A 12,845-nucleotide genomic window follows, 5' to 3' on the forward strand; every position below is an offset into this window, starting at 1 on the left:
CAAATCTTTTAATAACTGTTGGCTATCACCACCGTTATTAAGATTAATCCCCAAAGCCGCTAAATCCGCATCTACCATTAATTTTACCAGTCCCTCGAACGTCACCGACGGCTGCCAACCTAATTTCTCTCTGGCTTTTGTAGAATCTCCTATTAATAAATCTACTTCCGCTGGACGCAAATAACGTTGATCAAACTCCACATAATCCTGCCAATTTAAATTAACGTATTGGAAAGAAATATCGAGAAACTCCCGGATAGAATAGGTTTCATTTGTCGCCACCACATAATCATCCGGTTCTTCCTGTTGTAACATTAACCACATCGCCCGCACATAATCCTTAGCATAACCCCAATCCCTTTTAGAATCGAGATTTCCTAGATAGAGTTTTTTCTGTTGTCCGGCAATAATTCGGGCCAAAGCGCGGGTAATTTTGCGCGTGACAAAAGTTTCTCCCCGACGGGGGGATTCATGGTTAAATAAAATGCCGTTACAGGCAAATAAGTCGTAGGATTCCCGATAGTTGATTGTTTGCCAGTGACCGTAAACTTTCGCACAAGCGTAGGGACTGCGGGGATAAAATGGCGTGGTTTCTTTTTGGGGAACTTCCATGACTTTCCCAAACATTTCCGAGGAACCTGCTTGATAGAAACGCACTTCGATGCCAGTTCTTTTTTGGTAATCCCGAATTGCTTCTAGTAATCTTAAGACCCCCACCCCCACAGCATCAACGGTGTATTCTGGAGCATCAAAACTAACCCGGACGTGGGATTGAGCGCCTAAATTATACACTTCTACCGGTTGCACTTGTTCGAGGATACGCCGCAGGGTCGTCCCGTCGGTGAGGTCGCCATAATGAAGAAATAATTTAGTATCGGGCTGGTGGGGGTCAGTGTAGATATGATCGATGCGATCGGTGTTAAAAGTTGAAGTACGACGGATGATACCGTGGACTTCATAGCCTTTTTCTAATAATAATTCGCTCAGATAGGAACCATCTTGACCGGTGATGCCGGTAATTAGGGCGCGTTTAGCTTCAGTCATCAGTAATTTACCTAATCGGGAAGAATAAAGACCATGGCAGGGTCTGACTGCTTATAGCACACTTTAGCCCCTCAGGACAAGTTTGGCCATAGTTATCGGCACAGTCACGGCAAAATCCCCTGAACGTGAATTTAGGTTTGGCAGTCCCCTTAACCCTCAATCCTTCCCCGTCTCTGGAGTTGCCCCAATCTTGTCCAGAAAACTCTTGCAACAAATAGCACAAATCTGTTATTATGGTTTGTCTGTGTCCCGATTAACCATACCAGTATTGAGAACAAGAAACGACTGTGGCTAATACAAAGTCTGCACTCAAACGAGTCCAAATCTCCGAAAGAAATCGTCTACGCAACAAAGCGTACAAGTCAGCCGTAAGAACCCTGATCAAAAAATGTCTTGTCGCTGTCTCGGCCTACGGAGCCAACCCCAGCCCAGAAGGGTTAGAAAGCGCCCAACAAGCTCTATCGGAAGCTTACAGTAAAATCGATAAAGCCGTCAAGCGCAACGTCTTGCACCGGAACAACGGTGCAAGAAAAAAAGCTGGTTTAGCCAAAGCTTTGCAAAAAGTTAGCCAAGCTTCCTAAGAAACGAGTAAGCTGTAATCAGGACAGACGCAACAAGCGATCGGGGGTCGATGCAATTAATAGATACGCACGTTCATCTGAACTTTGACGTTTTGCAAGCCGACTTGCCCGCTATCTCCGAACGTTGGCGAAGTGTGGGAGTCGTTCATCTGGTTCACTCCTGTGTCGAACCAGAGGAATTTGCAGCGATTAAAGCCATTGCTGATCAATTTGAGGAAATTTCCTTCGCCGTCGGTTTACATCCCCTAGATGCCCAAAAATGGCGAGATAATAGTGCCGATCAGATCGAATCCCTAGCCCGATCTGATCGGCGCGTCGTGGCGATCGGGGAAATGGGTTTAGACTTCTATAAAGCGGATAACCAAGAGCAGCAAAAACAAGTCTTTTGGACGCAATTAGAAATCGCCCATCGTCTCGATAAACCCGTGATTATCCATTGTCGAGATGCGGCCAAGGCAATGCGGGAGGAAATCAGCGCCTTTCGGCAACAAGTGGGCAAAATTGGCGGTGTGATGCACTGCTGGACTGGCAACCCCGAAGAAACTCAATGGTTTTTAGATTTGGGTTTTTACATCAGCTTTAGCGGCATTGTCACCTTCAAAAACAGTAAAACCGTGCAAGCTGCCGCCCAAATTGTCCCCAGCGATCGCCTACTGATCGAAACCGATTGCCCCTTCCTCTCCCCCAATCCCCACCGCGGTAAACCCTGTGAACCCTCTTTCGTCTTCCATGTGGCCGAAACCGTCGCCCGTCTGCGCGGCTATCCGGTCGAAACCCTAGCCGAACAAACCACCCAGAACGCCCGCAACTTATTTCAACTCCCCAGTTAAAAAACATAGTTTATTAGCACAGAGCAGGGGACGGGGAAATGGGGAAATGGGGAAATGGGGGAATTCAACTAAAACCCTAAAACCCCAACACCCTAAAACCCCAACACCCTAAAACCCTAAAACCCCAACACCCAACCCCTAAAAACCCCGATCTCCGAGAGCAATTCCCGACCGTCGCTATCGTGTCATCAGCCCTTGTAACCCTATGAACAATCTTACCTTTAACCTCTTACCCGACCTCATCGAAATCCAACACTCCAGTTTTCGGTGGTTTTTGGAAGAAGGACTAATCGAGGAACTGAATAGCTTTTCCCCCATCAGCGACTATACAGGTAAATTAGAACTACATTTCCTCGGCCAGGACTACAGACTCAAAGAACCGAAATACAACGTCGATGAAGCCAAACGACGCGATAGCACCTATTCCGTTCAGATGTACGTTCCCACCCGTCTAATCAACAAAGAAACGGGAGAAAACATCGAACAGGAAGTCTTTATCGGCGATTTACCCCTGATGACCGAACGGGGAACCTTTATCATTAACGGGGCCGAACGAGTCATCGTCAATCAGATCGTCCGTTCCCCCGGTGTTTACTACAAAGCCGAAATCGACAAAAACGGTCGCCGCACCTACTCCGCTTCCCTGATTCCCAACCGAGGAGCTTGGTTAAAATTCGAAACCGACAAAAACGGCTTAGTTTGGGTCAGAATCGACAAAACCCGCAAATTATCCGCCCAAGTTCTCCTGAAAGCGATCGGATTGAGCGATAACGAAATCTTTGACTCCCTACGCCATCCCGAATTTTACCAAAAAACCCTCGACAAAGAAGGCAATCCCAGCGAAGAAGAGTCCCTCCTCGACCTGTACCGCAAACTACGCCCCGGAGAACCTCCCACCGTCACCGGCGGACAACAACTGCTCGAATCGCGCTTTTTTGACAATAAACGCTACGATCTCGGTCGCGTTGGTCGTTATAAACTCAACAAAAAACTACGCCTCAACGTCCCTGATAACCAGCGCGTTCTCACCACCACCGACATCTTAGCGGCGATCGACTACCTAATTAACCTCGAATTTGACATCGGCAACACCGACGACATCGACCACCTCGGCAACCGTCGCGTCCGTTCCGTGGGTGAACTGCTACAAAACCAAGTGCGAGTAGGTTTAAACCGCTTAGAAAGAATCATTCGGGAACGGATGACCGTCAGCGAATCCCAAAACCTCACCCCCGCTTCCCTAGTCAACCCGAAACCCCTAGTAGCGGCCATTAAAGAATTCTTTGGTTCCTCGCAACTCTCCCAGTTCATGGATCAAACCAACCCCCTAGCGGAATTGACCCATAAACGCCGTATTTCCGCCCTTGGCCCTGGCGGTCTCACCCGGGAACGGGCCGGTTTTGCCGTGCGCGACATTCACCCCTCCCACCACGGTCGCATTTGTCCGGTGGAAACCCCAGAAGGTCCCAACGCCGGTTTAATCGGTTCCCTGGCCACCTACGCCCGCGTCAACGACTACGGTTTTATTGAAACCCCCTGTTATGTGGTGGAAAATGGCCGAGTCCGCTACGATCTCCCCGTTAAATACCTCACCGCTGACGAAGAAGACGATCTCAGAGTCGCACCGGGAGACGTGGCCACCGATGAAAATGGTTATATCCTCGGCGAAACTATCCCCGTGCGCTATCGGCAGGAATTCTCCACCACTTCCCCCGAACAAGTGGACTACGTTTGTGTTTCCCCCGTCCAAATTGTCTCGGTGGCCACTTCCCTGATTCCCTTCCTCGAACACGACGACGCTAACCGCGCCCTGATGGGGTCTAATATGCAGCGACAAGCGGTTCCCCTGCTGCGTCCCGAACGTCCCCTTGTGGGTACTGGATTGGAAGCACAGGCTGCTCGCGACTCTGGTATGGTCATCGTTTCCCGTACCAATGGGGTCGTTTCCTATGTCGATGCTAACCGGATTCGCATCAAAGTGGCGGATGAAGACAAAGAGATTTTCGGCAAGAGCGAGATCGAGTACGAAATTCAGAAATATCAACGCTCTAACCAAGATACCTGCCTAAATCAGCGTCCTTTAGTCTATCAAGGTGAACAGGTTGTTCCAGGGCAGATCCTCGCCGATGGTTCCGCCACCGAAGGAGGAGAAATCGCCCTCGGCCAGAATATCCTCGTCGCCTATATGCCCTGGGAAGGCTATAACTACGAAGACGCGATTTTAATCAGTGAACGACTGGTGGCACAAGATGTCTATACCAGTATCCACATTGAAAAATACGAAATCGAAGCCCGTCAAACTAAACTTGGACCTGAGGAAATCACCAGGGAAATTCCCAACGTCGGTGAAGATGCCCTGCGAAACCTCGATGAACGCGGCATTATTCGCATCGGTGCTTGGGTAGAAGCCAGCGATATCCTCGTGGGCAAAGTCACCCCGAAAGGAGAATCAGACCAACCCCCTGAGGAAAAACTACTGCGGGCAATTTTCGGCGAAAAGGCCCGGGATGTACGGGATAACTCCCTGCGCGTCCCCAACGGCGAAAAAGGCCGGGTAGTGGATGTGCGGGTATTTACCCGCGAACAGGGGGACGAATTACCCCCCGGGGCCAATATGGTAGTACGGGTTTACGTTGCCCAAAAACGCAAAATCCAAGTGGGCGATAAAATGGCGGGTCGTCACGGCAATAAAGGGATTATTTCTCGCATTCTGCCCCTAGAAGATATGCCCTACCTCCCCGATGGTCGCCCCGTCGATATCGTTCTTAATCCCCTAGGGGTTCCCAGTCGCATGAACGTCGGTCAGGTGTTTGAATGTTTACTGGGTTGGGCCGGGGAAAATCTGGGCGTGCGCTTTAAGATTACTCCTTTTGACGAAATGTACGGGGAAGAAGCCAGCCGTTTAACCGTCCACGGATTGCTAGAAAATGCCTCGAAAAAACCTAATCGCGATTGGGTGTTCAAGGAAGAACACGCAGGCAAAGTCACCGTCTATGATGGTCGCACCGGCGAACCCTTTGACCGTCCCGTTACCGTCGGTATGGCCTATATGTTAAAACTGGTTCACCTGGTTGATGATAAAATTCACGCCCGTTCTACCGGTCCCTACTCCTTGGTTACTCAGCAACCCTTGGGCGGTAAAGCTCAACAGGGGGGCCAGCGCTTCGGAGAAATGGAAGTCTGGGCCCTGGAGGCCTACGGGGCAGCCTATACCTTGCAGGAATTGCTAACGGTAAAATCCGATGATATGCAAGGACGGAATGAGGCTTTAAATGCGATCGTAAAAGGCAAGCCGATTCCCCGCCCAGGTACGCCAGAATCCTTTAAGGTTTTGATGCGAGAATTGCAATCCCTCGGCCTCGATATCGCCGTTCACAAGGTGGAAAATGCCCCCGATGGTACTTCCCGCGATGTGGAGGTGGATCTGATGGTCGATGTCGGCCGCCGCGCCCCCTCTCGCCCCACCTACGAATCCTTAACCACAGAAGACCTTGAGGAAGAAGAATCGGAAGTGTAATTTCAGTTATCAGTTATCAGTTATCAGTTATCAGTGAGAAGTCAGGAGTCAGTAATCAGGAGACAGGAGACAGGAGAGAATTTTCAAGGAAAAAGCCCAAAAAAAGGACAGTAAAGTAAAAATTTGCCTATTCCCCGTTCTCTATTCCCTGTTTCCTGTTCCCTTTTCTAACTGATAGCTGAATGCTGATGGCTGATAGCTAATAGCTGTTTACTTGTTACCCGGATCGAGATGTTTTATAACCAAACTGTTGACAAAGGAAAACTGAAAAAACTGATCGCTTGGGCCTATCAAAACTACGGTTCGGCGCGCTGTTCACAAATGGCCGATGAATTGAAAAACCTCGGGTTTCGTTTCGCTACCAAAGCGGGGGTTTCCATTAGTGTGGATGATTTAACCGTACCACCGGCTAAACGACAGATGATCGAAAGTGCCGAACAGGAAATCCGGCAAACCGAACAGCGTTATGTGCGCGGGGAAATCACCGAAGTGGAACGCTTCCAAAAAGTAATTGACACTTGGAATAGTACATCTGAATCGCTTAAAGATGAAGTAATTCGCAACTTCCAAGTCACCGATCCCCTCAACTCCGTCTATATGATGGCTTTCTCCGGGGCGCGGGGTAATATGAGCCAAGTGCGTCAGTTAGTGGGAATGCGGGGATTAATGGCTAATCCCCAGGGGGAAATTATCGACCTGCCGATTAAGACTAACTTCCGGGAGGGATTGACCGTTACCGAATACGTTATTTCTTCCTACGGGGCCCGCAAAGGTTTAGTTGATACAGCCCTACGGACGGCAGATTCCGGTTATCTGACCCGTCGTCTCGTCGATGTGTCCCAAGATGTCATCGTCCGCGAGGCCGATTGTGGCACCAATCGTTACATCGAATTAACCGCCATGACCGATGGCGATCGCGTGTTAATTCCCTTAAGCGATCGCCTATTAGGTCGTTCCTTGGCCGAAGATGTGGTGGTCAAGGGAGAAGTGATCGCCACCCGCAACCAGATTATCGATGATGAAACGGCGGAAAAACTGGGCAAACTGGTGGATAAAATCAAAGTCCGCAGCCCCTTAACCTGTGAAGCAGCCCGCTCGGTTTGCCAAACCTGTTACGGTTGGAGTCTCGCCCACGGTCATCCGGTAGATATGGGGGAAGCAGTGGGGATTATTGCCGCCCAATCGATCGGGGAACCGGGGACTCAGTTAACCATGCGTACCTTCCACACCGGGGGCGTATTTACCGGAGAAGTAGCCCGGCAAGTGCGGAGTCCCTTCGAGGGAACCGTGCGTTTTCTGCCGGGGTTAAGTATCCGTAACGTGCGAACTCGCCACGGAGATGAACGGGATCAGGTGGAGGCCCCGGGGGAAATTAAATTAACACCCAAGGATAAAACTAAAGAAACCGTCACCTACTCTTTGACTCCTGGATCGCTGCTATTCGTCACCGATGGGGCAGCGGTAAGCGAGGAACAGTTACTAGCGGAAATAACCTCCGATAAAGTCCAAAAATCGACAGAAAAAGCCACAAAAGACGTAACCAGTGACTTAGCTGGCGAGGTACTATTCTCCCAATTAGTCCCAGAGGAAAAAACCGATCGCCAAGGCAACACCACCCGCATCGCCCAACGGGGGGGATTACTATGGATTCTCTCCGGAGAAGTGTATAACTTGCCCCCAGGAGCCGAACCCGTGGTCAGTAACGGCGATCAAGTACAAGTGGGGGATGTTTTAGCGGAAACTAAGTTAGTATCCACTAACGGCGGTTTGGTGCGTTTAGCCCCCAATAGCCGGGAAATCGATATCGTCACCGCTTCCGTGTCTTTGGATCAGGCCGAAGTAAAAGTAGAAAGTAGTGCCGGTCGGGAACAGTTTATTATTCATACGGGAGATGGTCAAAGCTTCCTACTGAAAACCACTCCGGGGACAAAAGTACAGAATCATGCCATTGTCGCCGAGTTAATCGACGATCGCTATCAAACCCACACCGGTGGCATGATTAAATACGTCGATATCGAAGTCGCCAAAGGCAGCCGTAAACAGGGTTATGAAATTACCAAAGGCGGCACGATCCTCTGGATTCCCGAAGAAACCCACGAAGTCAATAAAGATATCTCCCTCTTACAGGTGGAAGATGGCCAGTATGTGGAAGCAGGGGAAGAAGTGGTTAAAGACATCTTCTGCAACTCTAGCGGTGTGGTGGAAGTGATCCAGAAAAATGACATCCTCCGGGAGATTATTGTCAAACCGGGGCTGTTATTTATGGATCTCGAACCAGAATCCTCCGGAATCGCCCCAGAACAGTTAATTTACCCCGGGACACAGTTGACTCCCGAAGTGACGATCGAGGAGTTACGGCAAGCGGAATGGGTGGAAACTAACGAGGGTTTGGGATTACTGCTGCGACCAGTACAGGAGTTCACCGTAGAAGACCAATCCACTTCTCCCACCCAGGGTTCTGCTAACCAAGAGGGAGGACGACATATCGAACTGCGATCGGTACAGCGCATCTTCTTTAAAGACGGGGAAAGAGTTAAATCCGTCGAGGGTTGTCAACTAATCAGCACCCAATTAGTCCTAGAAATTTCTAGCGAAGAACCAGAATCAGTCTCCCATCTGACGGCCGATATCGAGTTAGAACCAATCGAGGACAGGGATTGTCAGCGTTTACAGTTAGTTATTCTCGAATCCCTGGTGCTGCGTCGGGATAGTGATAATGATCCTTTAGGGGGTAATATTCAGACTCGCGTTCTCGTCCAAGATGGCGATGAAATCCCACCGGGGGCAGTGGTGGCCCGGACGGAGATTCAGTGCAAGGAAGCTGGAGAAGTTCGCGGGCTTCGCAAGGGAAGCGAAGCGGTACGCCGTCTTTTAATTGTCAGTGACCGTGACGAGTTTATTCTCCCGCTCCCCTTCGACGTAGCTCAGGGCAAGGCTGTTGCTCCCACCGTCAAAGCTGGAGATCTGGTAATCGCCGAAGCTGAGATCGCTGCCGGAGTTTTAGCCCCCAATTCCGGTCAAGTGCTGGCCATTGACCAAACCACCACCGGCTATGAAATCCGTCTGCGTAAGGCCCGACCCTACCGAGTATCGGCGGGGGCCATTTTGCACATCGATGAGGGGGATTTAGTCCAACGGGGCGATAATTTGGTGCTGTTGGTGTTTGAGCGCTCGAAAACTGGGGATATCATTCAAGGTTTACCGAGAATCGAAGAACTGCTCGAAGCACGCAAACCAAAAGAGGCTTGTGTACTAGCACGCAAACCGGGAGTTTGTCAAGTGGAGTACCAAGATTCTGAGATCGTCGATATTAAGGTGGTCGAGGATGACGGCACGATCAGTGAATATCCGCTTTTAGGCAGTCAAAACCCTCTGGTGAGCGATAATCAGCGTATCGATGTGGGCCAGGCGTTAACCGATGGTCAGGCTAATCCCCACGAGATTTTAGAGGTGTTCTTTAATTATTACGTGGATAGCTTGGGCAGTTACGAGGCAGCCCTGAAAGCTTTGGAAAAAACCCAGATGTTCCTCGTCGATCAGGTACAGTCGGTTTACCAATCCCAAGGGATCGATATTGCTGATAAACACATTGAAGTGATCGTGCGTCAGATGACTTCTAAGGTGCGGATCGATGACGGTGGCGATACCAGTATGTTGCCCGGGGAATTGTTGGAACTGCGACAGGTGGAGACGGTAAACGAAGCCATGTCAATCACCGGTGGGGCGGCGGCTAAATATACGCCTGTATTACTGGGGATCACCAAAGCTTCCCTGAATACCGATAGCTTTATCAGTGCCGCCTCCTTCCAAGAAACCACCCGCGTCCTCACGGAAGCGGCGATCGAAGGCAAGTCCGACTGGTTACGCGGTCTCAAGGAGAACGTGATTATCGGTCGTCTGATTCCAGCAGGTACTGGCTTCAATGCCCACGAAAACATGGCGGGGATCAGTGATTACACCCCCCCAGAGGAGGAATATAACTACAACAACAATCGTGGTTATTACGCTGCCCCCGGCGGTATCGGTTTCCCCCCTCGTCCCGGTTTCGGCGATAGTAGTGAGGATAGCGATATGATTCTTGACGATCAGACCGCTCGCGCCTACGCTGAGGGTGATGTGGTCGATTTAGAGGATGATGAAATGGCTTTCCTATCTTCCCGCGGCAGCAGTCGCTTTAGTCGCCAACCCATCAGCGACACCTGGTCAGAAGTCGATGAGGAAGGGGGAGAGGAGGATTTCGAGGAGGATTACGAAGAAGAATAATCGTCTGTGGAGATATTACAAGGAGCAGTGGGAGACACGGGGAAGCAAGGGCAATTTTTCTGGAGAAAAACCCCGATTATTCCCAAAAAATCCCCTGCTTCTCTCCTCAAACTCCCTAGGGTTTGCTGAATAAATATGAAATATAGACGAGGTAAGGGTTTTAGGGTTTTGTTTTGCGAAACAGGTGCAAGATTTTGGGCGTTGTCAGATCAGAATATGAAAGATGCAATGCAATCCTTGCTATCAAAGTAATTTCAGTTCCAAGCTGATTCGGAGCATCTTTCAATTTGACAACGCCAGATTTTGAGAGAATCGTGGTTCAAAACCTTGCATCTTCATCGACCCGCGTCTTGCACGGGCGAAGCAGTCGGGCATAACCTATCGCTGAAACCGTAGATTTCCTACCCGAATGCTTCGCCCCTACTTTTCCCCCTAACTCACCAGAGTTTGCCAATAAAAGAAGGCAGCATTGTTTGTCAACCAGAAAGGGTACAGGGTTGAGATTTTCTGAGTTTTCTCTCCAGTCGGGATGACAGGATTTGAACCTGCGGCATCCTGCTCCCAAAGCAGGCGCGCTACCAAGCTGCGCTACATCCCGAAGTCGATTCCTTCTTTAGTATAGCTTAAGAGCCGCATTCTTAATCAGGATACCAAAACATCCCTTTGATACCTTCGGGATCGAGAACAAAACCGAGACGACGATAGAAATCCACCACCTGCGGATCGGCGAAAAGAGTTATATTACTGATATCCTCACCCCGCAACTTCCTGATCATAAATTTCATCATTGCTTTACCAAAACCCTTGCTTTGATAGTGAGGATGAACAACCACATCCCAGACCGTGGCATTAAAAGCGTGATCGGAAGTGGCACGAGCAAAACCCACTAAACGACGGCGATTGCCTCGCACTTCCCACATCGACACCACTAAAAAACTACATTCGATCGCCTTTTTAACTTTGCGTAAAGGACGACGGGCCCAACCTACCGAGTCACAAAGTTCTTCTAACTCGTATAGATCTAGCTCTCGATCGGTACTAAAAAACACTCGCGTCTGTCCGAGGTCATTCTGGGCAACCTCTACCAAGTCTCCCGAATAGTCAGGTGATGCAGTGACTTCGGAACTATTAAACAATCTTTTCCAAAAAACCATGCCGGGGGGCTACTGCCTCAATATTATCCTTTTAGCCTAGTATATTTTATTTTCCCCTCTCTAAGAACAATCGGGCAACCGGAGTCCAAATGTGATTGGGTGAGTACGGAGAGGGTGGGATTTGAACCCACGAACCATTGCTGGTTACTCGATTTCAAGTCGAGCGCGATCGACCACTCTGCCACCTCTCCAAGGCAGCTAGACCTATATATTATCATTAGATCTCTTGCATAAATCAAAAAATTTTCCGCAAATGAAAGCAAAAGGTGTGCATATTATAAGCTTAAGGATTAAAGGTTAAAATTTCCCCTTTCCCCCTTCCCTGACTTCTGCAAGAGGTCTATTCTGGTACATTAGAAGCGTGATTAGGGCTTTCTGAGCAGGATTTTGGGCAGGCCTATCGGCCAGACCAGGATCACTTCCCCTCACCATCCCCACCGAGATGACCGACTTATTTCTTTAATTTCTGTAATTTTCGGCTTTCACTGGGGAAAACTCAAATTAGAATAGGGGGGAATACCTTGAAATCCCTCTTTTGACGTATAATCACCTCAATAAAATTTAGAAGCTCCTAGAGTTGATAGTTTTAAACATTTCTGAGAGGAAAATGTATTTATTATGAGTTCAATTATTGAAATCGGCGACCAAAAAATTAGCGAGTCAGAGGTATTGCCTCTTTTGGCAAAATATGGTATGTTACCCCAGTTAATCCGGGAAGTAATTATCGAGCAAGCGATCGCCGATATCACCTGCAATCCAGAAGAAAGAAACGCGGCCTATTCCCGTTTCTATCAAAATAATCAAATTGCCAACGATGAGCAAATGAAATCTTGGTTACAACAAAACGGGATGGATTCCGAGCAACTAGAATATCTAATTCTGCGGGACATTAAATTAGAAAAATTTAAACAGGAGACTTGGGACAACAAAGTAGAATCCTACTTCTTGCAAGTCAAAAATCAATTGGATAAGGTGGTTTATTCGCTGATTCGGACAAAAAATATCGGCATTGCCCAGGAACTATTTTTCCGGATACAGGACCAAGAAAATAGCTTCGCTGAACTAGCCAAAAAATATTCTCAAGGATCAGAAGCGGAAACCGGAGGACTGCTCGGACCGGTGGAACTGAGCGTCCCCCATCCCCAGATCGGGCAAATTCTCAAAGCAAGTAAACCGGGGCAACTGTGGCCACCGACGCAAGTGGGAGAATGGGTCGTGATTGTCCGGTTAGAAAAATATTTATCCTGTGAACTGGATCCTCCCACCCGTCAACGCTTACGCAATGATTTATTCCAACAATGGTTAATGACTCAAATGCAAACAGTGAAACTTATCTCTGAATCAACCCCAGTCAATGGCGAGCAGGTATCGATTATATAGCATTTCCTCGCAACACTGGGTAAACCCAGTCTTTTCGCCTAATTATTTGCCAACCTAGTCAATTTTCGCCTAGCCA

7 protein-coding genes and 2 tRNA genes are annotated in these 12,845 nt (G+C 49.0%); 5 read left to right on the forward strand and 4 right to left on the reverse strand.

What is annotated here, in order from left to right; genetic code table 11:
- On the reverse strand, positions 1–1,044 hold a 1,044-nt coding region (gene gmd / locus IM496_RS09775; RefSeq protein ID WP_287661831.1), incomplete at its 3' end, for a GDP-mannose 4,6-dehydratase.
- Between the two features lie 287 nt (positions 1,045–1,331).
- On the opposite strand from gmd, the gene rpsT reads away from it, so the two are divergent.
- The 4 genes from rpsT (at position 1,332) to IM496_RS09795 (ending at position 10,235) form a co-directional block, all read left to right on the forward strand.
- Positions 1,332–1,625, forward strand: a complete 294-nt coding sequence (gene rpsT, locus IM496_RS09780) for a 30S ribosomal protein S20 (RefSeq protein ID WP_002737368.1) — start codon at positions 1,332–1,334, stop codon at positions 1,623–1,625.
- A 50-nt stretch (positions 1,626–1,675) separates the two neighbouring features.
- Positions 1,676–2,455: a TatD family hydrolase gene (locus IM496_RS09785; RefSeq protein ID WP_194015731.1), complete on the forward strand. Its 780-nt coding sequence runs from the start codon at positions 1,676–1,678 to the stop codon at positions 2,453–2,455.
- A gap of 205 nt (positions 2,456–2,660) precedes the next feature.
- Positions 2,661–5,972, forward strand: a complete 3,312-nt coding sequence (gene rpoB, locus IM496_RS09790; protein WP_194015733.1) for a DNA-directed RNA polymerase subunit beta — start codon at positions 2,661–2,663, stop codon at positions 5,970–5,972.
- A 231-nt stretch (positions 5,973–6,203) separates the two neighbouring features.
- Positions 6,204–10,235 carry a DNA-directed RNA polymerase subunit beta' gene (locus IM496_RS09795; protein ID WP_194015735.1) on the forward strand — a complete coding sequence of 1,344 codons (4,032 nt, stop codon included), beginning with the start codon at positions 6,204–6,206 and terminating at the stop codon, positions 10,233–10,235.
- A gap of 524 nt (positions 10,236–10,759) precedes the next feature.
- Here the strand turns inward: IM496_RS09795 and IM496_RS09800 are convergent.
- The 3 genes from IM496_RS09800 to IM496_RS09810 all read right to left on the reverse strand — a co-directional run bounded on the left by IM496_RS09800 (position 10,760) and on the right by IM496_RS09810 (position 11,580).
- A tRNA-Pro gene (locus IM496_RS09800) sits at positions 10,760–10,833 on the reverse strand.
- Positions 10,834–10,873: 40 nt separating this feature from the next.
- Complete coding sequence (locus IM496_RS09805; RefSeq protein ID WP_104397101.1) at positions 10,874–11,389, reverse strand: GNAT family N-acetyltransferase; 516 nt, start codon at positions 11,387–11,389, stop codon at positions 10,874–10,876.
- A gap of 106 nt (positions 11,390–11,495) precedes the next feature.
- Positions 11,496–11,580 (reverse strand) — tRNA-Ser (locus tag IM496_RS09810).
- Between the two features lie 427 nt (positions 11,581–12,007).
- Here IM496_RS09810 and IM496_RS09815 point away from each other — a divergent pair.
- Positions 12,008–12,769 carry a peptidylprolyl isomerase gene (locus IM496_RS09815; protein WP_194015737.1) on the forward strand — a complete coding sequence of 254 codons (762 nt, stop codon included), beginning with the start codon at positions 12,008–12,010 and terminating at the stop codon, positions 12,767–12,769.
- The last annotated feature ends 76 nt before the right edge of the window (positions 12,770–12,845 follow it).

This window comes from Microcystis sp. M049S2, from assembly GCF_020245625.1.
Taxonomy (GTDB): Bacteria; Cyanobacteriota; Cyanobacteriia; order Cyanobacteriales; family Microcystaceae; genus Microcystis; species Microcystis ichthyoblabe_A.

Coding starts and splice junctions, on each gene's coding strand:
- IM496_RS09805 (WP_104397101.1), bottom strand. CDS start 11,389: ATGGTTTTTTGGAAAAGATTGTTTAATAGTTCCGAAGTCACTGCATCA.
- IM496_RS09795 (WP_194015735.1), top strand. CDS start 6,204: ATGTTTTATAACCAAACTGTTGACAAAGGAAAACTGAAAAAACTGATC.
- IM496_RS09785 (WP_194015731.1), top strand. CDS start 1,676: ATGCAATTAATAGATACGCACGTTCATCTGAACTTTGACGTTTTGCAA.
- IM496_RS09815 (WP_194015737.1), top strand. CDS start 12,008: ATGAGTTCAATTATTGAAATCGGCGACCAAAAAATTAGCGAGTCAGAG.
- rpoB (WP_194015733.1), top strand. CDS start 2,661: ATGAACAATCTTACCTTTAACCTCTTACCCGACCTCATCGAAATCCAA.